This is a genomic window from Nocardioides kongjuensis (assembly GCF_013409625.1).
In the GTDB taxonomy this organism is placed as follows: domain Bacteria; phylum Actinomycetota; class Actinomycetes; order Propionibacteriales; family Nocardioidaceae; genus Nocardioides; species Nocardioides kongjuensis.
This window is the reverse complement of record NZ_JACCBF010000001.1, coordinates 1,465,821-1,488,838: the sequence shown is the minus strand read 5'-3', so window position 1 is coordinate 1,488,838 and position 23,018 is coordinate 1,465,821. Positions and strand designations below refer to the sequence as shown.

The 23,018-nt window shown below is 72.0% G+C and carries 27 protein-coding genes; 16 read left to right on the top strand and 11 right to left on the bottom strand.

The features are described 5' to 3' along the window. Positions 1 to 21 precede the first annotated feature (21 nt). Both BJ958_RS07200 and BJ958_RS07195 read right to left on the bottom strand, forming a co-directional pair. The gene (locus tag BJ958_RS07200; RefSeq protein ID WP_179726218.1) at positions 22 to 1,140 is read right to left on the bottom strand and encodes an S-adenosylmethionine:tRNA ribosyltransferase-isomerase; all 1,119 of its coding nucleotides are present in this window, start codon (positions 1,138 to 1,140) and stop codon (positions 22 to 24) included. 3 nt (positions 1,141 to 1,143) lie between these two features. Beyond that, a complete protein-coding gene (locus BJ958_RS07195) occupies positions 1,144 to 1,857 on the bottom strand; it encodes an SDR family NAD(P)-dependent oxidoreductase (RefSeq protein WP_179726217.1) in 714 nt (237 codons plus the stop codon). Between the two features lie 86 nt (positions 1,858 to 1,943). Between BJ958_RS07195 and glpK the strand changes: the two genes are divergently transcribed. The 3 genes from glpK (at position 1,944) to BJ958_RS07180 (ending at position 6,047) form a co-directional block, all read left to right on the top strand. Beyond that, positions 1,944 to 3,461, top strand: a complete 1,518-nt coding sequence (glpK, locus tag BJ958_RS07190; protein ID WP_179726216.1) for a glycerol kinase GlpK — start codon at positions 1,944 to 1,946, stop codon at positions 3,459 to 3,461. Between the two features lie 67 nt (positions 3,462 to 3,528). Further along, positions 3,529 to 5,286, top strand: a complete 1,758-nt coding sequence (locus tag BJ958_RS07185; RefSeq protein ID WP_179726215.1) for a glycerol-3-phosphate dehydrogenase/oxidase — start codon at positions 3,529 to 3,531, stop codon at positions 5,284 to 5,286. Then, entirely contained in the window at positions 5,286 to 6,047 is a 762-nt protein-coding gene (locus tag BJ958_RS07180) for an SDR family oxidoreductase (protein ID WP_179726214.1), read from the top strand. Before BJ958_RS07185 ends, BJ958_RS07180 begins: the two co-directional genes overlap by 1 nt. On the opposite strand, the gene BJ958_RS07175 is transcribed toward BJ958_RS07180, so the two are convergent. Continuing rightward, entirely contained in the window at positions 5,933 to 6,853 is a 921-nt protein-coding gene (locus BJ958_RS07175; protein WP_343052595.1) for an SURF1 family cytochrome oxidase biogenesis protein, read from the bottom strand. The two genes, BJ958_RS07180 and BJ958_RS07175, sit on opposite strands and share 115 nt — an antisense overlap. A 77-nt stretch (positions 6,854 to 6,930) precedes the next feature. Between BJ958_RS07175 and moaA the strand changes: the two genes are divergently transcribed. Continuing rightward, the gene (gene moaA, locus BJ958_RS07170; protein ID WP_179726213.1) at positions 6,931 to 7,923 is read left to right on the top strand and encodes a GTP 3',8-cyclase MoaA; all 993 of its coding nucleotides are present in this window, start codon (positions 6,931 to 6,933) and stop codon (positions 7,921 to 7,923) included. Here the strand turns inward: moaA and BJ958_RS07165 are convergent, their stop codons facing one another. Next, positions 7,924 to 8,118, bottom strand: a complete 195-nt coding sequence (locus tag BJ958_RS07165) for an acetone carboxylase (RefSeq protein WP_179726212.1) — start codon at positions 8,116 to 8,118, stop codon at positions 7,924 to 7,926. Further along, the gene (locus BJ958_RS07160) at positions 8,108 to 8,401 is read right to left on the bottom strand and encodes a DUF3099 domain-containing protein (RefSeq protein ID WP_179726211.1); all 294 of its coding nucleotides are present in this window, start codon (positions 8,399 to 8,401) and stop codon (positions 8,108 to 8,110) included. The genes BJ958_RS07165 and BJ958_RS07160 overlap by 11 nt, the downstream gene beginning before the upstream one ends. Before the next feature lie 42 nt (positions 8,402 to 8,443). On the opposite strand from BJ958_RS07160, the gene BJ958_RS07155 reads away from it, so the two are divergent. From BJ958_RS07155 to fabI, 3 genes are all read left to right on the top strand, one after another. Then, positions 8,444 to 8,659 (top strand): dodecin, encoded by a 216-nt coding sequence (locus BJ958_RS07155; protein WP_179726210.1) that lies wholly within the window; start codon positions 8,444 to 8,446, stop codon positions 8,657 to 8,659. A 241-nt stretch (positions 8,660 to 8,900) separates the two neighbouring features. Further along, complete coding sequence (locus BJ958_RS07150; protein ID WP_179726209.1) at positions 8,901 to 9,611, top strand: 3-oxoacyl-ACP reductase FabG; 711 nt, start codon at positions 8,901 to 8,903, stop codon at positions 9,609 to 9,611. 1 nt (position 9,612) lies between these two features. Beyond that, the gene (gene fabI, locus BJ958_RS07145) at positions 9,613 to 10,395 is read left to right on the top strand and encodes an enoyl-ACP reductase FabI (RefSeq protein WP_179726208.1); all 783 of its coding nucleotides are present in this window, start codon (positions 9,613 to 9,615) and stop codon (positions 10,393 to 10,395) included. A 1-nt stretch (position 10,396) separates the two neighbouring features. Here the strand turns inward: fabI and BJ958_RS07140 are convergent, their stop codons facing one another. Further along, positions 10,397 to 11,080, bottom strand: a complete 684-nt coding sequence (locus BJ958_RS07140; protein WP_179726207.1) for a YwaF family protein — start codon at positions 11,078 to 11,080, stop codon at positions 10,397 to 10,399. Positions 11,081 to 11,098: 18 nt separating this feature from the next. Here BJ958_RS07140 and BJ958_RS07135 point away from each other — a divergent pair, with 18 nt between their 5' ends. Next, positions 11,099 to 11,608 (top strand): histidine phosphatase family protein, encoded by a 510-nt coding sequence (locus BJ958_RS07135; protein ID WP_179726206.1) that lies wholly within the window; start codon positions 11,099 to 11,101, stop codon positions 11,606 to 11,608. Positions 11,609 to 12,135: 527 nt separating this feature from the next. On the opposite strand, the gene serB is transcribed toward BJ958_RS07135, so the two are convergent. Further along, on the bottom strand, positions 12,136 to 13,356 hold the full coding sequence (gene serB, locus BJ958_RS07130) for a phosphoserine phosphatase SerB (protein WP_179726205.1): 1,221 nt from the start codon (positions 13,354 to 13,356) through the stop codon (positions 12,136 to 12,138). Positions 13,357 to 13,369: 13 nt separating this feature from the next. Beyond that, a complete protein-coding gene (locus BJ958_RS07125) occupies positions 13,370 to 14,107 on the bottom strand; it encodes a hypothetical protein (RefSeq protein ID WP_179726204.1) in 738 nt (245 codons plus the stop codon). A 41-nt stretch (positions 14,108 to 14,148) separates the two neighbouring features. Here BJ958_RS07125 and BJ958_RS07120 point away from each other — a divergent pair, with 41 nt between their 5' ends. From BJ958_RS07120 to BJ958_RS07105, 4 genes are all read left to right on the top strand, one after another. After that, positions 14,149 to 14,946, top strand: a complete 798-nt coding sequence (locus BJ958_RS07120; protein ID WP_179726203.1) for an ABC transporter ATP-binding protein — start codon at positions 14,149 to 14,151, stop codon at positions 14,944 to 14,946. Between the two features lie 29 nt (positions 14,947 to 14,975). Continuing rightward, positions 14,976 to 15,446, top strand: a complete 471-nt coding sequence (locus BJ958_RS07115) for an NfeD family protein (RefSeq protein WP_179726202.1) — start codon at positions 14,976 to 14,978, stop codon at positions 15,444 to 15,446. A gap of 61 nt (positions 15,447 to 15,507) precedes the next feature. Further along, entirely contained in the window at positions 15,508 to 16,566 is a 1,059-nt protein-coding gene (locus BJ958_RS07110; protein ID WP_179726201.1) for an SPFH domain-containing protein, read from the top strand. After that, complete coding sequence (locus BJ958_RS07105; RefSeq protein ID WP_179726200.1) at positions 16,563 to 17,351, top strand: TSUP family transporter; 789 nt, start codon at positions 16,563 to 16,565, stop codon at positions 17,349 to 17,351. The genes BJ958_RS07110 and BJ958_RS07105 overlap by 4 nt, the downstream gene beginning before the upstream one ends. 6 nt (positions 17,352 to 17,357) lie before the next feature. On the opposite strand, the gene BJ958_RS07100 is transcribed toward BJ958_RS07105, so the two are convergent. Next, positions 17,358 to 17,753 carry a DUF4267 domain-containing protein gene (locus BJ958_RS07100; protein ID WP_179726199.1) on the bottom strand — a complete coding sequence of 132 codons (396 nt, stop codon included), beginning with the start codon at positions 17,751 to 17,753 and terminating at the stop codon, positions 17,358 to 17,360. Positions 17,754 to 17,804: 51 nt separating this feature from the next. Here BJ958_RS07100 and BJ958_RS07095 point away from each other — a divergent pair, with 51 nt between their 5' ends. Then, complete coding sequence (locus BJ958_RS07095) at positions 17,805 to 18,260, top strand: DUF4190 domain-containing protein (RefSeq protein ID WP_179726198.1); 456 nt, start codon at positions 17,805 to 17,807, stop codon at positions 18,258 to 18,260. A 16-nt stretch (positions 18,261 to 18,276) separates the two neighbouring features. Here the strand turns inward: BJ958_RS07095 and BJ958_RS07090 are convergent, their stop codons facing one another. After that, positions 18,277 to 19,239 carry an alpha/beta fold hydrolase gene (locus BJ958_RS07090; protein WP_179726197.1) on the bottom strand — a complete coding sequence of 321 codons (963 nt, stop codon included), beginning with the start codon at positions 19,237 to 19,239 and terminating at the stop codon, positions 18,277 to 18,279. Positions 19,240 to 19,377: 138 nt separating this feature from the next. Here BJ958_RS07090 and BJ958_RS07085 point away from each other — a divergent pair, with 138 nt between their 5' ends. Genes BJ958_RS07085 through BJ958_RS07075 form a run of 3 tightly spaced genes read left to right on the top strand, consistent with a single transcriptional unit; the run spans position 19,378 to position 22,349 of the window. Further along, a complete protein-coding gene (locus BJ958_RS07085) occupies positions 19,378 to 20,532 on the top strand; it encodes an LLM class flavin-dependent oxidoreductase (RefSeq protein ID WP_179730025.1) in 1,155 nt (384 codons plus the stop codon). Then, positions 20,529 to 21,176, top strand: coding sequence for an FMN reductase (locus BJ958_RS07080; protein ID WP_179726196.1), 648 nt, complete (start codon positions 20,529 to 20,531; stop codon positions 21,174 to 21,176). The genes BJ958_RS07085 and BJ958_RS07080 overlap by 4 nt, the downstream gene beginning before the upstream one ends. Before the next feature lie 21 nt (positions 21,177 to 21,197). Beyond that, positions 21,198 to 22,349 (top strand): acyl-CoA dehydrogenase family protein, encoded by a 1,152-nt coding sequence (locus BJ958_RS07075; protein WP_179726195.1) that lies wholly within the window; start codon positions 21,198 to 21,200, stop codon positions 22,347 to 22,349. A gap of 87 nt (positions 22,350 to 22,436) precedes the next feature. Here the strand turns inward: BJ958_RS07075 and BJ958_RS07070 are convergent, their stop codons facing one another. Beyond that, positions 22,437 to 22,964 (bottom strand): YbhB/YbcL family Raf kinase inhibitor-like protein, encoded by a 528-nt coding sequence (locus BJ958_RS07070; RefSeq protein ID WP_179726194.1) that lies wholly within the window; start codon positions 22,962 to 22,964, stop codon positions 22,437 to 22,439. Positions 22,965 to 23,018 lie beyond the last annotated feature (54 nt).

Below are 23,018 nucleotides of genomic sequence, written 5' to 3'. Positions count from 1 at the left end.
CGATCCGGCCACCCACCAGCATCAGGAAATGCCCCGAGTCGCCCCTGAAGCCGGCGCTCCGGCCAGGGCCGGCAGCAGCAGGCTGGAGTCGCCGAACTCGTGCCACAGGTAGCCGCCGCGGGTCGCGGCGCCGTAGGCCCGCTGGGCGAGCGCTTCGCCCGCGACCGCCTCGACCAGCAGCAGGTGGGAGGCGCCGGGGTCGTGCCAGCCGGTGACCAGGCCCTGGACGACCTGCGGTGGGTGTCCCGGAGTGACGACCCGGGTAGTCCAGCCGCTGGCCGCGGACACGATGCCCGGTGACCCGTCGACGACGGCCGACTCCAGTGCTCGCGTCGCCGACGTGCCGACGGCGACGACCCGGCGCCCCCGGGCGCGGACCAGGTTGACCAGGTCTGCCGTGGCCACGGGCACGACGAACCGCTCGGGCTGCGGCGCCTCGCCGGCCTCCTGCGAGGACACGCCGGTGTGCAGGGTCACCGGGGCGATGAGCACGCCGCGGGCGACCAGCCGGGTGACCAGCTCGGCGGTGAACGGTCGCGCCGCGGACGCCATCTCGGCGCTGCCCGGGACGTGCCCGAACACGGTCTGGTGGTCGGCGAGCGGGTAGCGCTCGTCGAGGTAGCCGTAGGCGATGGGCCGGCCGTAGCGGTGGGCGGTCCGAGCCGGCGGGTCACCGTCCCACGTCGCTCGCCAGAGCCGGTTGCCGGCACCGGTCGGCGAGGAGGCCGTCGGGTACGGCGCCTCCAGCCGAAGCACGGTCCGCCCTGCGGCGAGATCGATCTCGTCGCCCGGCCGGGCGTCGAGGATGCTCCGGTCGGCATCGGGCGCGCGGCGCAGCTCCACCACCCAGGTGCCGTCGTCCAGCGGCGTCGCGAGGTGCGCCACGACCGCCCCGTGCCGGTCCGAGACGCCGTCGAGGGCACCGGCGAGCGTGGCCGAGTCGTTGACCACGAGCAGGTCGCCCGCCGACAGGTGGTCGCCGATCCGGTCGAACCGGGTGTCCACGACGCCCGCCGCAGCGTCGGCGACGAGCAGGCGCACCCCGTCGCGGGCGGTCCCGCGGCGCTCGGCGGGGCCGCCGGCGTACGTCGTCCGCGGCGCCTCGAACCGGACGGCGGGGCTCTCGTCGAGCAGGCGCACGGCTCAGCCCGCTGCCGGGACCGCTACGGCGATGTCGGCGGCCCGGTACCGGCCGGACGGCGGCCGCCGCTCGAGGAGCGCCAGCAGGTGCGGGACGACCGTCTCCGGCAGCGGGCGGTCGGAGATGTCCTCGCCGGGGAACCACTCCTGGTGCATGCGGGTGCGCATGTCGCCGGGATCGACGGCGTAGGCCCGGATGCCCGGGTTCTCGGCGGCGAAGGTCATCGTGAGGTGGTCCAGCGCCGCCTTGGAGGCACCGTAGAGGCCCCATCCCTCGTAGTGCTCGAGGGCGGCGTCCGAGGAGATCGACAGCAGCGTCCCGCCCGAGGCGGCGAGGTCGGTGAGGAACAGGCCGGTGAGCACGATCGGTGCGCCGACGTTGTGGCGCCAGACGTGCTGCAGGTCGTCGGGCCGGACGTCGACGAGCTCGCGGCGCCGGGTGGACCCGGACGCCGGCCCGAGGACCCCGGCGTTGTGGACCAGCAGGTCGAGGCGGCCGAGGCGGCGCACGGCCGCGACCAGCTGGTCGCGGTGCGCGGCGTCGGTGAGGTCGCCGGGGATCGCGGTGACGCTGTCGGCCCAGGGCCGTGCGGCCGCCGCGAGGGCGTCGGCGTGGCGCCCGTCGGTCACGACGTGCCAGCCGGCCGCGACGAGTCCGTCGGTCAGGGCCCGGCCCAGGCCCCGGCTGCCGCCGGTGACCAGTGCGACGTGGGTCATGGGAGCTCCTTGCTCGATGGGGTGGAGCCACCATCGTTGAACCTGAAGTCCGCTTGAGGTCAAGGGAGATGTGCCAGAGTTGGGCCATGGCGAGCTTTGTGGGGGCGATCGACCAGGGCACGACGAGCACCCGGTTCATGGTGTTCGACCACAGCGGCACCGAGGTGGCCCGGCACCAGCTCGAGCACTCGCAGATCCTGCCGCGGGCCGGCTGGGTCGAGCACAACCCGATCGAGATCTGGGAGCGGACCTCCGCGGTCGTGCAGACAGCGCTGGCGAAGGCTCGCCTGGGGGCCGAGGACCTCGCCGCGGTCGGCATCACCAACCAGCGCGAGACCACGATCGTGTGGGACCGCCGCACGGGTCGCCCGCTGTCCAGCGCGATCGTGTGGCAGGACACCCGCACCGATGCCATCGCCGCCGCCCTGGACCGCGACGGCCGTGGCGACGTGATCCGGCACCGCGCCGGGCTGCCCCCGGCGACCTACTTCTCCGGTGGCAAGCTGCAGTGGATCCTCGAGAACGTCCCCGGCGCCCGCGAGGCCGCCGAGCGCGGCGACGCCCTGTTCGGGACCCCGGACACCTGGGTGCTGTGGAACCTCACCGGCGGCCCCGACGGCGGCGTGCACGTCACCGACGTCACCAACGCCAGCCGGACCATGCTGATGGACCTCGAGACGCTCGACTGGGACGACGAGCTGCTCGGCTTCTTCGGGGTGCCGCGGGCGATGCTGCCCGAGATCCGGGAGTCGTCGGCGACCACGCCGTACGGCGTCACCCGGGTCAACGGCCCGTTCGGCGGTGAGGTGCCGATCACCGGCATCCTCGGCGACCAGCAGGCGGCGACCGTCGGGCAGGTCTGCTTCGCGCCGGGCGAGGCGAAGAACACCTACGGCACCGGCAACTTCATGCTGCTCAACACCGGCACCGAGATCGTGCGCTCCAAGTCCGGGCTGCTGACCACGCCGGCCTACCGTCTGGGCGACGAGCCCTGCGTCTACGCGTTGGAGGGCTCGATCGCCGTGACCGGGTCGGCGGTGCAGTGGCTGCGCGACCAGCTCGGCATCATCAGCGGCGCGGCGGAGTCGGAGTCCCTCGCCCGCCAGGTCGAGGACAACGGCGGCGTCTACTTCGTGCCCGCGTTCTCGGGCCTGTTCGCGCCGTACTGGCGCTCCGACGCCCGCGGCGCGATCGTCGGGCTCTCCCGGTTCAACACCAACGCGCACGTCGCGCGGGCCACGCTGGAGGCGATCTGCTACCAGTCACGCGACGTGGTCGAGGCGATGTGCGCCGACTCCGGCGTCGAGCTGGAGGTGCTCAAGGTGGACGGCGGCGTGACCCTGAACAGTCTCTGCATGCAGATCCAGGCCGACGTGCTCGGCGTACCGGTGTCCCGTCCGGTGGTGCCCGAGACGACCGCGCTGGGCGCGGCGTACGCCGCCGGGCTGTCGGTCGGCTACTGGCGCGACACCGACGAGCTGCGGCAGAACTGGCGCGAGGACACCCGTTGGGAGCCGCGTTGGGACCCCGAACGCCGGGAGACCGGCTATGCCCAGTGGCACAAGGCCGTCCAACGCACGCTCGACTGGGTGGAGGTGCGATGAACCACCCCACGAAGCACTTCGCCTCGCCCGCTGCGCTCCTCCAGCGCACGACGTCGCGGGGCCCCCGATGAAGCCGGCAGCCCTCTCGCCCCGCGCCCGCTCGACGGCGCTGAAGCGGCTGGCGAGCCAGCAGCTCGACGTCCTCGTCATCGGCGGCGGCGTCGTCGGCAGCGGCGCGGCCCTCGACGCCGCCACCCGCGGCCTGTCCGTCGGCCTGGTCGAGGCCCGTGACTTCGCCTCCGGCACGTCGAGCCGCAGCTCCAAGCTCGTCCACGGCGGCCTGCGCTACCTCGAGATGCTCGACTTCCGCCTCGTGGCAGAGGCGCTCAAGGAGCGCGGCCTGCTGATGCAGCGCCTGGCCCCGCACCTGGTCCGCCCGGTGCCCTTCCTCTACCCGCTCACCGGGCTCGGCTGGGAGCGCTGGTACGCCGGCACCGGCGTGGCGATGTACGACGCCATGTCCAAGGCCAGCGGCTACGGCGAGGGGATGCCGGTCCACAAGCACCTCACCCGCCGCGGTGCCCGCAAGGCCTTCCCGTCGCTGCGCAAGGACGCACTGGTCGGCGCGATCCGCTACTACGACGCCCAGGTCGACGACGCCCGGCACACGATGTTCCTGGCCCGCACCGCTGCGACGTACGGCGCCGCGGTCGCCTCCCGCACCCGCGTGATCGGGCTGGTCAAGGAGAGCGAGCGGGTGGTCGGGGCGGAGGTCGTCGACCTGGAGACCGGCCGCCGCTTCGAGATCCGGGCCTCCCAGGTCATCAACGCGACCGGCGTGTGGACCGACGAGACGCAGTCGATGGCGCGCGAGCGTGGCCAGTTCAAGGTCCGCGCCAGCAAGGGCATCCACCTCGTGGTGCCACGCGACCGGATCCGCGGCGAGACCGGCCTGATCCTGCGCACGGAGAAGTCGGTGCTCTTCGTGATCCCGTGGAAGCGGCACTGGATCATCGGCACCACCGACACCGACTGGGAGCTCTCCAAGGACCACCCGGCGGCGAGCAGCAGCGACATCGACTACCTGCTCGAGCACGTCAACGGGGTCCTGGAGGTCCCGCTGACCCGCGACGACGTCGAGGGCGTGTACGCCGGCCTGCGCCCGTTGCTCGCCGGCGAGTCCGAGGCGACGTCCAAGCTCTCGCGCGAGCACGCGGTCGCGCACAGCGTGCCGGGGCTCGTGGTGGTCGCCGGCGGCAAGTACACGACGTACCGGGTGATGGCCGCCGACGCCGTCGACGAGGCGGTGCACGGGCTGGAGACGGTGCTCGGCCGCAAGGCGGGGGAGTGCGTGACCGAGACGGTGCCGCTCGTCGGCGCCGACGGCTACCAGGCGCTGTGGAACCAGCGCCGGGCGCTGGCCACCCAGTCGGGGCTGGCGATCAACCGGATCGAGCACCTGCTGGAGCGCTACGGCTCGCTGGTGCTGGAGGTGCTCGACCTGATCGCCGCCGAGCCCGACCTCGGCGAGCCGCTGCCCGGCGCCGAGGACTACCTGATGGCCGAGGCGGTGTACGCCGTCACCCACGAGGGCGCCCGGCACCTCGACGACATCCTGACCCGGCGGCTGCGCGTGTCCTTCGAGACCTTCGACCGCGGGGCCGCCGCGGCGCCGTACGTCGCCGACCTCGTGCGCGGGCACCTGCACTGGGACTCCGACCAGCACACCCGCGAGCTCCAGCACTACCTCAAGCGGGTGGAGGCCGAGCGCGAGAGCCAGCGGCAGCCCGACGACCACACGGCCGACGCCGCGCGCAAGGGTGCGCCGGACGTCGTACCGGTGTCGCGGGTGGCCGAGACGATCGAGACCCTGGAGGGCTCCTGATGGACCTGCAGCTGAAGGACCGTGTCTACCTCGTCACGGGAGGCACCCGCGGCCTGGGCCGGGCGACGGCCGAGGCGCTCGTCGCCGACGGCGCCCGGGTCGTGGTGTCGGGCCGGCACGCCGACTCGGTGGACGCCACCGTCACGGCGCTGGGTGGGCCCGACCACGCCCGCGGGGTGGTCGCCGACAACGCCGACCCGGCAACGCCCACCCGGCTGATCGCGACCGCGCACGACGCATGGGGCCGCGTCGACGGCGTGCTGATCAGCGTCGGCGGACCGCCCGCCGGCCTGATCACCGAGATGACCGACGAGCAGTGGACGACCGCCTTCGGGTCGGTGTTCCTCGGTGCGGTCCGGCTGGCCCGCGAGGTCGGCGCGGTGCTCGGCGACGGCGGCTCGATCGCGTTCGTGCTGTCCAGCAGCGTGCGCCAGCCGATCCTCGACCTGGCCATCTCCAACGGCCTGCGTCCCGGGCTGGCCATGGCCGCGAAGACCCTCGCCGACGAGCTCGGCCCGCGCGGCATCCGGGTCAACGGACTGCTGCCGGGGCGGCTCGCGACCGAGCGGGTCGCCGAGCTCGACGCCGGCAGCGGGGACGCCGACGCGGCCCGGGAGCGGGCCTCGCAGCAGATCCCGCTGCGGCGCTACGGCCGGCCGGAGGAGTTCGGGCGGGTGGCGGCGTTCGTGCTGTCGCCGGGGGCGTCGTACCTGTCCGGGGTGATGCTGCCGGTCGACGGCGGGATGCTCCGCTCGCTGTGAGGACGCGGCCGCGGCTTGCGTGAGAAGGGGCCGCCGGAGCGGCGCTTCGAGCCGATCCGCTCGCCGCGGGGCCCGAGCTTGCGCTCGTCCCAGGCGAGGTAGCCGAAGCCGCCGACGGCGAGCACGCCGAAGAACCACCACTGCAGGCCGTAGAAGAAGTGCGGACCCTCGCCGAGGTCCGGCAGCTCGACGGCGGCGAGCTCCTTGGCGGGCTTGGGGTCCTCGGACTTGAGCGCGACGAACCCGGTGTAGACCGTGCGGTCGATGGCCCTGCCGATCGGTCCGCTGGCGATGGCGCGGGTCGAGTGGTCGTCGACCTCCGTGCTGCCGCCGGTGCCGTCGGCGCGGACCCAGCCGGTCACGGTCACCTCGCCGGCCGGGGGTGCGGGCAGCTCGGCGCCCTTGATCACGGGGTCGTCCGTGCCGAACCAGCCGCGGTCGACCAGGAGCGTCGTGCCGTCGGCCGTGACGAGGGGGACGACGACCTCGACTCCCGGATAGCCGTTGCGGGTGCGGTAGCGGACCACGACGGTGTCGTCGCGGACGTACTCCCCGGTCGCGCTGACCAGGCGCCATTCGTCGTCCTCGGCGACCTTGCGACCGGGCGCGAGGACCTCGCTGACGTCGACCGGGTCCCGCACCTCGTTGGCGCGGATGATCGCGTTCTCGTGCTTGCGGTCGTCGAGGCGGCCGAACTGCCACTCGCCGAGCCACCAGGTGGCCCACCCGACCAGGATGATCGCGAGGAAGAACAGCACCCAGCGGCGACTGATCAGGAATCGCCACGAGGACAGCCAGGAGAACACGGGACAACGGTAGCCACGGTCCGTTCGGGACCGGGCACCAGCCGGGAGCCAACCACCCCGCCACCTAGACTGGGTGTGTGCAGCCTCTCATCGACCAGCACGGACGGATCGCGACGGACCTGCGGGTCTCGCTCACCGACCGGTGCAACCTGCGCTGCACCTACTGCATGCCGCCCGAGGGCCTCGACTGGATGCCCACCGACGAGCAGCTCACCGACGACGAGGTCGTCCGGCTGATCGGCATCGCCGTGAAGGAGCTCGGCGTCGAGGAGGTGCGCTTCACCGGCGGTGAGCCGCTGGTGCGTCGCGGCCTGGTCGACATCGTGCGCCAGGTCCGAGCGCTCGACGCCGACGTCGAGATGTCGATCACGACCAATGCCCTCGGTCTGGCGAAGACCGCCCAGGCCCTGGCCGATGCCGGGCTGAACCGGGCCAACGTCAGCCTCGACACGGTCCGCAGCGAGATCTTCCACCAGATCACCCGCCGCGACCGGTTCACCGACGTCGTCGAGGGCCTCGCCGCTGCTGAGGCCGCGGGCCTGGGCCCGGTGAAGGTCAACGCGGTGCTGCTGCGCGGCGTCAACGACGACGAGGCGCCCGAGCTGCTCGCCTGGTGCCTCGAGCGTGGCTACCAGCTGCGTTTCATCGAGCAGATGCCCCTCGACGCCCAGCACGGCTGGGACCGCGCCTCGATGGTGACCGCCGACGAGATCCTGGCATCGTTGTCCTCGGTGTTCCGGCTCTCGCCGGCCTCCGAGCCGCGGGGGAGTGCGCCCGCCGAGCTCTTCCAGGTCGACGACGGCCCCGCCACCGTCGGTGTCATCGCCTCGGTCACCCGTCCCTTCTGCGGCGACTGCGACCGGGTCCGGCTCACCGCCGACGGCCAGGTCCGCAACTGCCTGTTCGCCCGCTCCGAGTCCGACCTGCGCCTGGCCATGCGCGCGGGTGCCACCGACGACGAGCTGGCAGAGCGCTGGCGCGCCGCCATGTGGGGCAAGCTCCCCGGCCACGGCATCGACGACCCGACCTTCCTGCAGCCGGACCGACCGATGTCGGCCATCGGCGGCTGATCAGACCTGCTCGTGGGGGACGGTCTCCTTCAGGAAGCCCCGTGCTCCGAGGAACGCCTCGAGCGACTCGCGGTGGTCGGTGCAGGCGAGCCAGGTCTTGCGACGGTCGGGTGTGTGCAGCTTCGGGTTGTTCCACAGCAGCTGCCACACGGCCGGCTCACGACAGCCCTTGGCCGAGCAGACGTCAGGCTCCATGTCCACCCTGCTCGAGCTGGCGCTGGGGGTCGCCACCGCCGGTGAGGGGCAGCGCGCTGCTGCGGCTGTCCTCGGCGTTGGCCATCACCACGGCGACGTACGGCAGCACGATCGCGCCCGCGATCAGGATCGGCCACAGCCAGTGGATGCCGGCCGCGCCGCTGATCGCCGCGCCGATGAAGCACAGCGTGCGGATCGTCATCGCGATCACGTACTTCTTCTGCCGCCGGGCCAGGTCTTCCTGCGGGCTGGAGCCGGCCGTGGTGATGCGGATGGCGTCCATGGCCCCAGCCTACGCCGGTGCCCGCGTGAGTACGCTGCTGGCATGTCGAACCGCACCTACCGCGTCAGCGAGATCGTCGGCACGTCGCCCGACGGGATCGACCAGGCAGTCCGCAACGGCGTCGAGCGCGCCAGCCAGACCCTGCGCCACCTCGACTGGTTCGAGGTGACCCAGGTCCGCGGCCAGATCAAGGACGGTGCCGTCGAGCACTTCCAGGTCACCATGAAGATCGGGTTCCGGCTCGAGGACGACGAGTAGGTCGAGCTCGTCCGTCGGCCGCTCGTTTGGCCGGTCTCTCCTCAGAGGTGGGCCGGCAAGCCTGCGGTTTGGTCCCAAACCGCAGCTCCGGACCTCGAATTGTTGCGGTTTGGGACCAAACCGCAACAATTCGTAGCCGCCTGATCCGGGCCGGTTTGTCGGGGTCCTACAACGCACAGCCGCGATCTTGGTGCCCGCCGCCGGCGAGGTCGGACCGCCTGCGGCACTAGCGTCACAGAGCGTGAGCCAACCACGTTCCGTCCTCGTCACCGGAGGCAACCGCGGCATCGGCCGCGCGATCGCCGAGGCCTTCATCGCCGCTGGCGACAAGGTCGCCGTCACCACCCGGAGCGGAGGCGCCCCGGAGGGCGCGCTCGAGCTCAAGGCCGACATCACCGACCCCGCTGCGGTCGAGGCCGCTTTCGCGGCCGCCGAGGAGGCGCACGGCCCGATCGAGGTGCTCGTCGCCAACGCCGGCATCACCAAGGACACGCTCCTGCTGCGCATGTCCGAGGACGACTGGACCTCGGTCATCGACACCAACCTCACGGCCTCCTTCCGCCTGGCCAAGCGCGCCGCCAAGGGCATGCTGCGCCAGAAGAAGGGCCGCATCATCTTCATCTCCAGCGTGGTGGGCCTGCTCGGCTCGCCCGGCCAGGTCAACTACGCCGCGTCCAAGGCCGGCCTGGTCGGCATGGCACGGTCGCTGGCGCGCGAGCTCGGGCCGCGCTCGATCACGGCGAACGTCGTGGCGCCCGGGTACGTCGACACCGACATGACCGCGGTGCTGACCGACGAGCAGAAGGAAGGGATCCGCAGCCAGGTCCCGCTGGGCCGGTACGCCGACCCGACCGAGATCGCCGGGGCGGTGCTGTGGCTCGCCAGCCCCGAGGCGGCGTACGTGACCGGCGCGGTGATCCCCGTGGACGGCGGACTGGGAATGGGGCACTGAGATGACCGGAATCCTCGCAGGCAAGAACATCCTCGTCGCGGGTGTCACCCTCGACACCTCGATCGGCTTCGCGGTCGCGAAGTTCGCGCAGGAGCAGGGCGCCAACGTCCTGGTCTCCAACTTCGGCCAGGCGCTGCGGATCACCCGCCGCATCGTCAAGCGGCTCCCCGAGCTGCCGGCCGTCATCGAGCTCGACGTCACCGACGCCGAGCACCTGGCCGCCCTCCCGGACGCCGTGCGCGAGGCCCTCGGCCCGGACGCGAAGCTCGACGGTGTCGTGCACTCGATCGCCTACGGCAACCCCGAGACCCTGCTCGGCGGCAAGTTCCTCGACGGCCCGTGGGAGGACGTCGCACAGGCCGTCCAGGTCTCGGCGTACTCGCTCAAGTCGCTCGCCGTCGCCTGCCGCCCGCTGATGACCGAGGGTGGCTCCGTCGTGGGCCTGACCTTCGACGCCAGCGTCGCGTGGCCGGTCTACGACTGGATGGGCGTCGCCAAGGCGGGCCTCGAGTCGTGCGCCCGCTACCTCGCCCGCGACCTCGGCGGCGACGGCATCCGGGTCAACCTGGTCTCCGCCGGCCCGCTGCGCACCCTCGCGGCCAAGGCCATCCCGGGCTTCGAGGACCTCGAGTCGATGTGGTCGACCAAGTCGCCGCTCGGCTGGGACAACACCGACCAGGAGCCGACCGCCAAGGCGGTCTGCGCCCTGCTCTCGGACCTCTTCCCGGCGACCACCGGCGAGATCGTCCACGTCGACGGCGGCTTCCACGCGATGGGCGCCTGAGTCACCTCGCTCCTCCCGTACGACGGGCCCACCACTGCGCCGCGAGCGTGAGCAGGGCCCACACCACGACGACGATCCCGACCTCCTCGAGCACGTACCACGGCCACGGGCCGAGGAGGTCGAGGATCGACGTGCCCGGCTTCCTCATCAGGTAGCCGTAGTTGGTGCCGGCGACGAGGTTGAACCCGTACGTCACCACGGCCCACCCCAGCGTCACCGCCACGGCGGCCCGGTAGTCGCGCCACCGGGGTGCCTCGCGCAGCCCGACCACCAGGTAGACAGCCGACCACACGATCAGCAGGTGCAGCGCCCAGAACGCGAAGTACCGCGGGTGCGGGAGGTCCTCGTTGAGCGAGGGCGTGACGACGCCCTGGATCGTCAGCGTGAGCCCCCAGAAGTAGGTCAGCGTCACCGGCAGCGGCCGGTGCGTCCACAGCGCCCAGGTCGCCGCGATCCACGCCAGGTCGCACAGGTGCAGCGGCAGCGTCACGCCGAGGTCGAAGTTCACCAGCAGGTCGACCACCTGGAGCGGCACCGTCGCGACCGGGACGAGCACCGCCCAGGTCCGGCTCAACCGGGTCGGGCCGTCGTGGGCCGCGTCCCGGCGTCCCAGCAGCACGGCCACCACCAGCCCCACGGCGAACACCGCCAGCGGCAGCAGATGGGTGGCTCCGTACTGCGTCATGCGTAATACGATGCCCCGGTGGAGAAGCAACGGCTGCTCGTCGTCGTCCGACACGCCAAGGCCGAGCAGTTCGCCGCCTCCGACGTGGAACGCGTGCTGAGCGACCGGGGCCGGGAGGACGGCCGTGCCCTCGGCGAGTGGTTCGCGGCGCAGGGGATCACCCCTGACGTCGCCTACGTCTCCTACGCCGCCCGCACCCGCGAGACCTGGGACGTCGTCGCCGACGGCGCCGGCTGGGGCCTCGCCCCGCAGATCGACGGGAACCTCTACGGCACCGACGAGACGGGCGTCCTCGAGCTGGTGCACAGCACCCCCGACGACGCGTCGACCGTCGTCGTGGTCGGCCACAACCCGACCATGGCGATGCTCGTCCAGCTCCTGGACGACGGCGAGGGCCAGGCGTCAGGAGAGATCGAGCTCGGGAGCTTCCCGACCAGCGCCGCCGCGGTCTTCACCGTGGACGGGACGTGGGACGACGTCGTCCCGGTCGGGTGCCGGCTGGTGGCGTTCCACGTGGGGCGGGGCTGAGCTCAGAGCCCGGTTCCAAGCTGCGGCGCGGTGCGCTGCGAAAGGGACTCACGGTGTTGGTTCGGCGCTCGCTCCGCTCGCGCATGTCGGGCGCGCTTTTGCGCGTTGCCTTCCTCCGCTGCGCTCGCTGGCGCTCGCTCCGCTCCGTCCAGGCAACGCGGCGCGCCCGACGGAAAGCACTCAGTCGAATGTCGTGCGTGCGCGCTGGGCACTCGGCTGAGTCTTGTCGCGCCGCCCGCCGTTTCTGGACGGAGGAGCGAGCGAGGAACGAGCGAGCGGGGGGAGGAAGAAGCGGCGTCACAAGGCGGCGCGACATGCGAGCGGAGCGAGCCAAATCACGCAGCGACGGCCACAATCACACCGGCGGAGCGGGCGCGCTGGGCATTCGGCTGAGTCTTGTCGCGCCGCCCGCCGCTTCTGGACGGAGGAGCGAGCGAGGAACGAGCGAGCGGGGGAGGAAGAAGCGGCGTCACAAGGCGGCGCGACATGCGAGCGGAGCGAGCCAAATCACGCAGCGACGGCCACAATCACACCGGCGGAGCGGGCGTGACGATGCCGACGGCAGCGTCGGCCGCCTCGATCTCCTCACGTGTGATGCCGAGCAGGTACATGATCGCGTCGAGGTACGGCACGTTCAGCGCGGTGTCCGCGGCCTCCCGGACGACCGGCCGGGCGTTGTAGGCGATCCCGAGACCGGCGGCGGCGAGCATGTCGAGGTCGTTGGCCCCGTCGCCGATGGCGATCGTCGCGTCCTCGGGCACGCCGAGGTCGGCGGCGAACTCCCGCAGCGCCTGGGCCTTGCCCGCCCGGTCGACGACGGCACCGACGACCTCGCCGGTGAGCTTGCCGTCGACGATCTCGAGGGTGTTGGCGCGGGCGCGGTGGATGCCGAGGTCCTCGGCGAGGCGGTCGGTGATCTGGCTGAAGCCGCCCGAGACGATGGCGAACCGGTAGCCGAGGCGGCGCAGGGTGCGGACCATCGTGCGCGCTCCGGGGTTGACGACGATGGCGTCGTACACCTCGTCGAGCACGGACTCGTCGAGGCCGGCGAGCAGCTTGACCCGGGCCCGCAGGGACTGCTCGAAGTCCAGCTCGCCGCGCATCGCGCGCTCGGTGACGTCGGCGACCTCGGCGCCGAAGCCGGCGTGCTCGGCGAGCATCTCGATCACCTCGCCCTGGATCAGGGTCGAGTCGACGTCCATCACGATCAGGCGCACGCCGTGGCGCAGCAGGTTGGCGGGCTGGACGGCGACGTCGATGCCGTGGGCCGCGGCGTCGACGGCGAGCAGCTCGCGCAGCCGGTCGGGCCGCGCGCCCGAGACGTCGAGCTCGAGCGCGGTGACGGGGTAGCGGGCCATCCGCTCGATCCGGTCGATGTTGCCGCCGCAGTCCGCGATCCGACCGGCGATGGCGGCCATCGCCGAGGCCTTGAGCGGGGCACCGATGACGGTGACGTGGGCGCGGTCCTGGTGGCGCGAGCGGTTGTCGCCCGAGCCCTTCTCGATCTCGACGGTCATGCCGAGCGCCTCGACCGTCGCCTCGAGCTGGCTGCGCAGCTTCTTGCGGTCGCGCGGCGCGGTGACCAGGACACCGAGGACCAGCCGGCCGCGCATCAGGATCTGCTCGAGGTCGACGACGCTCACGCCGGACCCGGCGAGGCTCTCCAGGACCGTGGAGGTGACGCCGGGCCGGTCGGCGCCGGTGACGGTGATCAGGAGGGTGTCGTCCGCTGCATCGTGAGGGCTCATCGCGGGGTGCAGGCTACCGGTGCGCGGGCCCGGCCGGCGCCGGTGGCCAGCCGTCGGGCGAGCAGGCCGCCGTCAGTGCGTGCCGAGCGGCCCGCTCCAGCGGCTCGAGTGCGGCACGGCGGATGCCGGCCTCGCCGGCCGAGAGCGCGCCGCCGTCGTCGCGCAGCGCGAGCTCGACGACCGCCTCCAGGTGGAGTGCCCGTCCGGCGAGGTCGACGCAGCGTGGCGGCGTACCCGCGGGGGCGAGCAGGGGTACGGCGGTGCGCAGGTCGTGCAGCTCGTCGGCGACCAGCGGCTGCCAGCGGGCGACGTCGAGGTCGGCGAGCAGGTTGGCGGCGGTGAGCAGCACCGCACGCAGCTGCCGGTCGGCGTCCCCGAGGTCCGGTGGTGGCCGGCGCTCGGCAGGCAGCACCGTCCACTCGACCGCGCGGCCCACCTGGCGGGGGACCAGGCCAGAGCCCGGGAGCAGCACCACCTCGCCCGCCTCGACGGCCGCGGTGGTCAGCTCCCGCGGGCCGCGCAGCCCGGCCGGGTCACCGGGAGCCGGGAACGCTGCGGCGACCCCGTCGGCACCGGCGTTGCGCGCCGCAGCCAGCTCGAGCAGCAGCGACGAGGGCCCGTCGGAGGCGCTCACGACATGGGTCACGTCGTCGCCGTGAACGGCGTCGAGGACCTCGTCGGGACCCGCCAGTCCGCGCAGCCAGGCCGTTCCCCACCACGCGAGCCGAGCCGAGACGGGAAGAGCGCTCACCCGCCGACCCTACTGCTCGCCGACTCGTTAAGGTGGCTCGCATGTCCGCCGTGCTGGAGCTCGCCGAGGTGTCCGTGCGTCGAGGGCAGTCGATCCTGCTCGACCGGGTCAGCTGGGTGGTCCGCGAGGGCGAGCGGTGGGTCGTCCTCGGCGGCAACGGAGCCGGCAAGACCACCCTCATGCAGATCGCCGCGGCCCAGCTGCACCCGACCTCGGGCGCCGTAGGCCTGCTGGGAGAGCTGCTCGGCACCGTCGACATCTTCGAGCTCCGCCCGCGCATCGGCGTCTCCAGCGCCGCCGTCGCCGAGCAGATCCCGCGCAACGAGACCGTCCGCGACCTGGTCCTGACCGCGTCGTACGCCGTGCTCGGCCGCTGGAACGAGGCGTACGACGCCGTCGACCACGACCGTGCCGACGCACTGCTGCGCGAGGTCGGCGTGGCCCCGCTCGCCGACCGCACCTACGGCACCCTGAGCGAGGGCGAGCGCAAGCGGGTCCAGATCGCCCGGGCGCTGATGACCGACCCCGAGCTGCTGCTGCTCGACGAGCCGGCCGCCGGCCTGGACCTCGGCGGTCGCGAGGACCTGGTCTCGACGCTCTCGGTCCTCGCCTACGACCCGCTCTCGCCCGCGACCGTGCTGGTCTCGCACCACGTGGAGGAGATCCCGCCGGGGTTCACCCACGTGCTCATGCTGCGCGGTGGTCGGGTGGTCGCGGAGGGCCCGATCGCGGAGACCATGACGGCCGAGGCGCTGTCGGCGACGTTCGGCATGCCGCTGGTCCTCGAGCACCACGACGGGCGGTACGCCGCGCGCCGCAAGCAGCACCACCGCGGCTGACATCGAGCCCTCTCAACTAGAGTCGAGGCATGGACTGGCTGCGGGACCACCTCTGGGAGACGTGGCTGGGCGTCGGGATCGCGCTGGCCCTGGCCGAGCTGCTCAGCCTCGACCTGTTCCTGCTCATGCTCGCCGGCGGCGCGGTCGCCGGATCGCTGACCGCGCTGGTCACCGACAACGTCGTGGTCACCGTGCTGGTGGCCTCGGCCGCCGCCGTCGCGCTCCTGGCCGGGGTCCGGCCGCAGCTGGTACGTCGCCTGCACGGCGGGCCCGACCTCGTGCTCGGTCCGGCCAGCCTGGTCGGCAGCCGGGGGATCGTCACGGAGCCGGTCGCCGAGCACAGCCCGGGCCGGGTGAAGATCGGCGGCGAGTCCTGGCTCGCAGTGGCCGATCCCCCTGCCGGCATCGCCGTCGGACAGGCGGTGGAGGTGGTCTCCATCGCCGGTGCCACGGCCCACGTCCGTCCCGTGTCCGACCTCCTACTCGAGGAGCCCCGATGAATCACCCCACGAAGTCCTTCTCCTCCGCTGCGCTCCTCCGAACGACTTCGCGGGGGCCCCGATGATCGTCCTGGTCCTGCTCGCCCTGCTGCTCCTGCTGGTGATCACCGTGGTCGCGAAGTCGATCCGGGTGATCCCGCAGGCCTACACCGGCATCGTGGAGCGGTTCGGCAAGTACAAGGAGACCCTGCCGGCCGGCCTCAACTTCGTGCTGCCGTTCGTCGACAAGGTGCACTACGTCATCGACCTGCGCGAGCAGGTCGTGAGCTTCCCGCCGCAGTCGGCGATCACCGAGGACAACCTCACCGTCGACATCGACACCGTCATCTACTTCCAGGTGACCGACCCGATCGCGGCGACGTACGAGATCTCCAACTACATCCAGGCCATCGAGCAGCTCACCATGACCACGCTGCGCAACGTCGTCGGTGGCATGGACCTCGAGCAGACCCTCACCAGCCGCGAGTCGATCAACAGCGGGCTGTCCGCGGTGCTCGACGAGACGACCGGGCGGTGGGGCATCAAGGTCAAGCGCGTCGAGATCAAGGGCATCGAGCCGCCGCCGTCCATCAAGGACGCGATGGAGAAGCAGATGCGCGCCGAGCGCGACAAGCGAGCCCTCGTCCTGACCGCCGAGGGTGCCCGGCAGTCGGCCATCCTCACGGCGGAGGGCAACAAGCAGTCCGCGATCCTCAACGCCGAGGGTGAGCGGGAGTCGCAGATCCTGCGTGCGCAGGCCGAGCGCGAGGCGCAGATCCTGCGGGCCCAGGGTGAAGGCCAGGCCATCCAGACGGTCTTCCAGGCGATCCACGACGGACGCCCCGACCAGTCGCTGCTGGCCTACCAGTACCTCCAGATGATGCCGAAGATCGCCGAGGGCGACGCCAACAAGGTGTGGGTGATCCCCTCGGAGATCACCAAGGCCCTCGAGGGACTCGGCTCCTCGATCCACGAGATCGCCGGCATCCCGAGGTCGACGCCGGGACCGGAGAAGCGCGTCGACATGGGCCGGACCGAGCTGCCGCTGCCGGACAGCGGCACCAGCGCGGCCGTCCAGGAGGCGATCGCCGAGGCCGAGAGCGCTGCCCACCCGGGCCAGAAGGATCCCTCCGCGGAGTGAGCCTGCTCGAGATCGCGGCGGTCCTGCTCGCCGGGGTCGGCGCCGGCATGATCAACGCGGTGGTCGGCTCCGGCACCCTGATCACGTTCCCGACCCTGCTCGCCCTCGGTGTCCCGCCGGTCACCGCGAACATGTCCAACAGCCTGGGCCTGGTCCCCGGTTCGATCGCGGGCGCCGTGGGCTACCGCCGTGAGCTGGCCGGTCAGCGCGACCGGGTCCTGCGCCTGCTCGCGTTCTCCACCACGGGTGGGGTGGTCGGAGCCGTGCTGCTGCTGGTGCTGCCCCCGGGGGCGTTCAAGGCCGCCGTGCCCGTGCTGATCCTGCTCGGCATCGCCCTCGTCGTCGTCCAGCCACGGCTGTCGAAGGCGGTCGCCGCGCGCGCCGAGCACCGCGAGGAGGGCGCGGTCGAGCGGTCCTGGTGGGTGCCGCTGGCCGTGTTCGGGACCGGGGTGTACGGCGGCTACTTCGGTGCCGCCCAGGGCGTGCTGCTCATGGGCGTGCTGGGCATCGGCATCTCCGAGTCGCTGCAGCGGCTCAACGGCGTCAAGAACGTGCTCGTGGCCGTCGTCAACGGCGTCGCAGGTCTGGTCTTCGTCGGCGTGGCCGAGCTCGGGCTGCTCGGCTGCGAGGCGAAGGTCGACTGGCTGATCGTGCTGCTCGTCGGCACCGGCGCCGTGTGCGGTGGCCTGCTCGGCTCGGCGATCGGCCGCAAGCTGCCGCCGGTCGTGCTGCGCTCGGTGATCGTCGTCGTCGGCCTCGTGGCCGTCGTCAACCTGCTCCGCTGATCGCGCTCAGGCGGCCTTGGCGCGGCCGCGTCCACGGGCCAGGGCGAGCACGCCCGAGCCGACGGCGCCGCCCGCCGCACCGATGAGCATCGCGCTGGCGAGCTTCGAGACGTTCTTCTGGCCCAGCTCGATCACGCCGTTGACGAGGTCGGCGCCGTCGACGGCGATGCCGACCGCGGTGAGGTTGCGGCGCAGCGGACCCCGCGACACCAGCGTCACGGCACCGAGGGCGATCTCGCGGGCGCCGAACATCCGACCCATGTAGCCGAGCTGCGGGTTCGCGGCCGGGTCGAGGCCGAACACGCGGGCGGTCGTGGAAGGGGCGGTGAGGGCGCCGACGCCGATGGCGATGCGACCCAGCGAGAGTCCGGTGACGGGATCGATGCGGAATGAAGCGGCCATGGGGAGACCCTAGTGGTGTTTGCCCCGGTGGCCGCGTGGGATCCTTCGGCCATGACGACGCCGCCTTCCGGGAACGACCCGTACCAGCCATACGGCCCGCCCTCGGGGGAACCCGGCCAGCCCGGCCAGCCCGGCCAGTACGGCCAGCCCTACGGGCAGCCGGGGCAGTACGGCCAATACGGGCAGTACGGCCAGCCGGTGCAGCCCTACGGCTACCAGGCGCCGCCGGCCACCAACGGCATGGCCATCGCGTCGATGGTCGTCAGCATCGTCAGCCTCGTCAGCATCTGCCTGTGCGGGTTCACCGGCCTGGCCGGCATCGTCGGCGCGATCCTCGGCCACGTCTCGCGCAGGCAGATCCGCGAGCGCCGCGAGAACGGCGCGGGCCTGGCGCTCGCGGGCGTGATCGTCGGCTGGATCTCGTTCGCGATCACGCTCGCCGGGATCGCGCTGATCATCGTGCTGATCGCGAGCGGCGAGGACTTCGACTCGCCCGCCTACTACTGACGGTCCCGGACCGGGCTCAGTCCCCTCGGACGTACGCCGCCAGCCACCGCCCGATCTCGTCGTAGGCCCGTGCTCGCGGCTCAGCGCGGGAGAGCACCACGTCGTGCACCGCGCCCGGCACGGCGGCGTAGGTGACGTGGCGACCCACGGCGACCGACCAGCGCCGGATCTGCTCGACGTCGAGCACGATGTCGGTGGAGAAGACGTCCTCGCCCATCCCGGTGGGCCGGCCGGTGCGGTCCGAGGAGAGCACCAGCACCGGCGCGGGTACGTCGAGGCCGGCCTGGAGCCGCGCATGCCCCCGGCGCACGGCGCGCAGCCAGCCGAAGCGCACCGGGAAGGACTCGACCGGCTTCCAGGTGAGGTCGAAGTCCCACTCGCCCTCGTGGTCGCGGTGCAGGCTGCGGCCGTAGTAGCCGCTGACGTCGCGCGGCAGCTCCTGCATCGGGCGGCGGCGACCGGCCTCCTCGATCATGCGGTTCGCGACGGGGGAGCGCATCCAGGCCTTGCCCTGCAGGTCGAGCCACGGTGAGTTGAGCAGCAGGCCGGCAAGCTCCGGCGGACGCCGGTCGTCCGCCCACAGGGCCACGACGAGCCCGCCGGTGGAGTGGCCCGACAGCACGACCTGCCGGTGCCCGTCGCGGACCGTGATCCGCTCCCAGGCCGCGTCGAGCTCCGCGAAGTAGTCGCTGAGGTCGGCGACGTAGGTCGCCGACTGGTGCGGTCGCAGGGACCGCCCGTACTTGCGCAGGTCGAGGGCGTACATCGCGTGGCCGCGCTCGAGCCACCACTCGCCGTACTCGGTGTGGAAGAAGTAGTCGGAGAAGCCGTGCACGTGCAGGGTGGCCGGTCCGCCCGGCTCTGCTGCGGATCGGCTCACCAGCGTCGCGACGACCTCGCCCTCGAAGTCGTCGTCGAGCGGGATGGTCTCCGCCGTCCACGGCTCACCCAGGATGTCGACGTCCCTCGTGTCGGTCACGACGAGATTCTAGGGACGCCCCGGCGGGTCCGGTGCCGGCCCGGGTGACCGATCGCGTCCGCATGGAATATAGTTGACATGTCACCTGTTGAGCGGGGTGACTGACCCACCATCCACCAGGAGCGCGAAACCATGGGCATGCAGATCGGCATCTTCACCGTCGGCGACGTCACCACCGACCCGACCACCGGGCAGACGCCGTCGGAGTACGAGCGGATCAAGGCCACCGTCGCCATCGCGAAGAAGGCCGAGGAGGTCGGCCTCGACGTGTTCGCGACCGGCGAGCACCACAACCCGCCGTTCATCGCGTCCAACCCGACCGCGACGCTCGCCTACATCGGCGCGCAGACCGAGAACATCATCCTGTCGACCGCCACGACGCTGATCACGACGACCGACCCGGTGCTCATCGCCGAGGACTACGCCAAGATCCAGCACCTCACCGACGGCCGGGTCGACCTGATGATGGGCCGCGGCAACACCGGCCCGGTCTACCCCTGGTTCGGCAAGGACATCCGCCAGGGCATCAACCTCGCGATCGAGAACTACGCGCTGCTGCGCCGGCTGTGGACCGAGTCGAACGTCGACTGGGAGGGCCGCTTCCGCACCCCGCTCCAGGGCTACACCTCGACCCCGCGCCCGCTCGACGGCGTCGCGCCGTTCGTGTGGCACGGCTCGATCCGCAGCCCCGAGATCGCCGAGCAGGCGGCCTACTACGGCGACGGCTTCTTCCACAACCACATCTTCTGGCCGAAGTCGCACACCGAGCAGATGGTCGCGCTGTACCGCGAGCGCTTCGCGCACTACGGGCACGGCACGGCCGAGCAGGCGATCGTCGGCCTCGGCGGCCAGTTCTTCATGCGGAGGAACAGCCAGGACGCCGTGCGCGAGTTCCGCCCGTACTTCGACAACGCCCCGGTCTACGGCCACGGCCCGTCGCTCGAGGACTTCACCGAGCACACGCCCCTGACCGTCGGCTCGCCCCAGCAGGTGCTGGAGCGGACCCTGTCGTTCCGCGAGTACGCCGGCCACTACCAGCGCCAGCTGTTCCTGGTCGACCACGCGGGCCTGCCGCTGAAGACGGTCCTCGAGCAGCTCGACCTGCTCGGCGAGATCCTGCCCGAGATGCGCAAGGGCTTCGCCGAGGGCCGTCCCGACACCGTCCCGGACGCCCCGACCCACGCCTCGCTCGTCGCGGCCGCCGGCGGCGCGAAGGACGTCACCGTCCACGCGGAGGACACCATGACCGGCACCACCGACCGTGCCGACGAGGCTGAGGAGGTCCAGGCATGACCACGAAGATCGTCGTCGTCTCGGCGGGGCTCTCCGTCCCGTCGTCGACCAGGCTGCTCGCCGACAAGCTCGGTGACGCGGTCGAGCGCGCCGTCGGCGCCCGCGGCCAGGAGGTCGACGTCCAGCACGTCGAGCTCCGGCCGCTGGCCCACGCGCTGGCCGACCACCTGCTGACCGGCTTCGCCACCGGCGAGCTGGCGCAGGCGATCGAGGCCGTGCGTCACGCGGACGGGCTGGTCGTCGTGACGCCGGTGTTCTCGGCGTCGTACTCGGGGCTGTTCAAGACGTTCTTCGACGTCCTCGAGAACGGCATGCTCGACGGCAAGCCGGTCGTCATCGCGGCCACCGCCGGCACGGCTCGACACAGCCTGGTCCTCGACCACGCGCTGCGTCCGCTGTTCGCCTACCTGCGGGCGGTCGTGGTGCCGACCGGGGTGTTCGCGGCGAGCGAGGACTTCGGTGCCACCGACGACGGCTCGCTCGACAAGCGGGTCGAGCGGGCGGCCGGCGAGCTGGCCGCGCTGCTCGGCGTCGCCTCCGCCCCGGCGGCGACCGCGCAGCGTCGTACCGTCGCCGACGAGTTCGCGGCCCCGACCCCGTTCGAGCAGCTGCTCCGTGAGGCGGGTGGCACCTCGGTGCGTTGACGCCGGTGGCAGCATGAGCGCATGCGCCGCACAGTGTTCAACGAGGACCACGAGGACTACCGCCGGACGATCCGCGCCTTCTTGGAGACGGAGGTCGTCCCGCACTACCAGGAGTGGTACGACGCGGGCCAGGTCTCGCGCGAGCTCTACACCAAGCTCGGCGAGCTGGGTGTGTACGGGATCGAGGTCCCCGAGGAGTACGGCGGCGCGGGGATCCACTCGTTCAGGTTCTCCGCGCTCCTCACCGAGGAGTGCGCCCGCGCAGGCGTGAACCTCGGCGGGTCCGGGGTCCACGTGGAGCTGTGCCTGCCGTACCTCCTCAAGCTCGGCACCCCCGAGCAGCTCAAGCGCTGGATGCCCGGCTTCGTCGCCGGCACCGAGATGTGGGCGATCGCGATGACCGAGCCGGGCACCGGCTCGGACCTCGCTGGCATGCAGACCACGGCGAAGCGGGACGGGGACCACTACGTCCTCAACGGCGCCAAGACCTTCATCACCGGCGGCGTGCTCGCCGACCGCGTCATCGTCTGCGCCCGCACCTCGCCGCCGCTGGAGAGCAACCGGCGCTTCGGCATCTCGCTGTTCTGCGTCGACACGAAGTCGCAGGGCTGGGCCGTCGGCCGCAAGCTCGACAAGCTCGGCCTGCGCACCTCCGACACCGCGGAGCTGTCGTTCACCGACGTCATGGTCCCCGCTGCGGACCTGCTCGGCGAGGAGAACGAGGGCTTCTCCTACCTCGGCCAGAACCTCCCGCAGGAGCGCCTCGGCATCGCGTACGGCGCGTACGCCCAGGCTGCCGCCGCCATCCGGTTCACCCAGGCCTACGTCGAGGAGCGCAAGGTCTTCGGCGCGAGCGTCGCGTCCTTCCAGAACACCAAGTTCGAGCTGGCCGCCTGCCAGAGCGAGGTCGACGCCGCCCAGGCCGTCTGCGACCGCGCCCTCGAGGCGCACGACGCCGGCGAGCTGACCGCCGTCGACGCCGCGTCCGCCAAGCTCTTCTGCACCGAGGTCGCCGGCCGGGTCATCGACCGCTGCCTGCAGCTGCACGGCGGGTACGGGTACATGAACGAGTACCCCATCGCCCGCCTGTACGCCGACACCCGGGTCACCCGGATCTACGGCGGCACGTCCGAGGTGATGAAGCTGATCATCGCGAAGTCGATGGGGCTCTGAGGCGGGCGCATGCATCCCCGGATGTCCGGGGATTCATGCGCTTGTCAGGGGTTGCAACCCCTGACAAGCGCATGAATTGCGTTCGACTCAGTGCTGGTAGGTCCCGGTGATGATCGCCCGGCCGAGCGTCTTGAACGCCAGGTTGAACCCGACGACCGCGGGCGTGGCGGAGCCGTCGACGCCGAGCTGCGCCTGGGAGACGGCGTGGACGACGAAGAAGTACCGGTGGACCTGGTCGCCCTGCGGGGGCGCGGCGCCGGCGAAGTCGAGCGTGCCGAAGTCGTTGCGGACGTGGAAGGCGCCCTCGGGCAGGGTTGCGTCGGACGCGCCCGCGCCGGTGTCGAGGCTGGTGACGTCGGCCGGGATGTCGACGACGACCCAGTGCCAGAACCCGCTCGGGATGGGGGCGTCCGGGTCGAAGCAGGTCACGACGTAGCTCTGGGTGCCCTCGGGGCCCGGCTCCCAGCTGAGCTGCGGCGAGGTGTTGCCGCCGTCGTAGACCTGGTCGGCCTTGAGCGGCTGGCCGTCGGTGACGTCCTCGCTGGTCACGGCGAAGGACGGGGCGGCGGGGAGCAGGGGGTACGGGTCCGGCGTGACCGGGCGATCGAGACTCATGTCACCGAAGTTAGTCCGGGGACTGGTCCCGTGTCAGTGACGCCACGGTGCATG

Coding starts and splice junctions, on each gene's coding strand:
- BJ958_RS07155 (WP_179726210.1), top strand. CDS start 8,444: ATGTCGAACCGCACCTACCGCGTCAGCGAGATCGTCGGCACGTCGCCC.
- BJ958_RS07120 (WP_179726203.1), top strand. CDS start 14,149: ATGTCCGCCGTGCTGGAGCTCGCCGAGGTGTCCGTGCGTCGAGGGCAG.
- BJ958_RS07085 (WP_179730025.1), top strand. CDS start 19,378: ATGCAGATCGGCATCTTCACCGTCGGCGACGTCACCACCGACCCGACC.
- BJ958_RS07180 (WP_179726214.1), top strand. CDS start 5,286: ATGGACCTGCAGCTGAAGGACCGTGTCTACCTCGTCACGGGAGGCACC.
- BJ958_RS07115 (WP_179726202.1), top strand. CDS start 14,976: ATGGACTGGCTGCGGGACCACCTCTGGGAGACGTGGCTGGGCGTCGGG.
- BJ958_RS07070 (WP_179726194.1), bottom strand. CDS start 22,964: ATGAGTCTCGATCGCCCGGTCACGCCGGACCCGTACCCCCTGCTCCCC.
- BJ958_RS07195 (WP_179726217.1), bottom strand. CDS start 1,857: ATGACCCACGTCGCACTGGTCACCGGCGGCAGCCGGGGCCTGGGCCGG.
- BJ958_RS07110 (WP_179726201.1), top strand. CDS start 15,508: ATGATCGTCCTGGTCCTGCTCGCCCTGCTGCTCCTGCTGGTGATCACC.
- BJ958_RS07140 (WP_179726207.1), bottom strand. CDS start 11,080: ATGACGCAGTACGGAGCCACCCATCTGCTGCCGCTGGCGGTGTTCGCC.
- BJ958_RS07080 (WP_179726196.1), top strand. CDS start 20,529: ATGACCACGAAGATCGTCGTCGTCTCGGCGGGGCTCTCCGTCCCGTCG.
- BJ958_RS07100 (WP_179726199.1), bottom strand. CDS start 17,753: ATGGCCGCTTCATTCCGCATCGATCCCGTCACCGGACTCTCGCTGGGT.
- serB (WP_179726205.1), bottom strand. CDS start 13,356: ATGAGCCCTCACGATGCAGCGGACGACACCCTCCTGATCACCGTCACC.
- BJ958_RS07165 (WP_179726212.1), bottom strand. CDS start 8,118: ATGGAGCCTGACGTCTGCTCGGCCAAGGGCTGTCGTGAGCCGGCCGTG.
- BJ958_RS07095 (WP_179726198.1), top strand. CDS start 17,805: ATGACGACGCCGCCTTCCGGGAACGACCCGTACCAGCCATACGGCCCG.
- BJ958_RS07160 (WP_179726211.1), bottom strand. CDS start 8,401: ATGGACGCCATCCGCATCACCACGGCCGGCTCCAGCCCGCAGGAAGAC.
- fabI (WP_179726208.1), top strand. CDS start 9,613: ATGACCGGAATCCTCGCAGGCAAGAACATCCTCGTCGCGGGTGTCACC.
- BJ958_RS07185 (WP_179726215.1), top strand. CDS start 3,529: ATGAAGCCGGCAGCCCTCTCGCCCCGCGCCCGCTCGACGGCGCTGAAG.
- BJ958_RS07075 (WP_179726195.1), top strand. CDS start 21,198: ATGCGCCGCACAGTGTTCAACGAGGACCACGAGGACTACCGCCGGACG.
- glpK (WP_179726216.1), top strand. CDS start 1,944: ATGGCGAGCTTTGTGGGGGCGATCGACCAGGGCACGACGAGCACCCGG.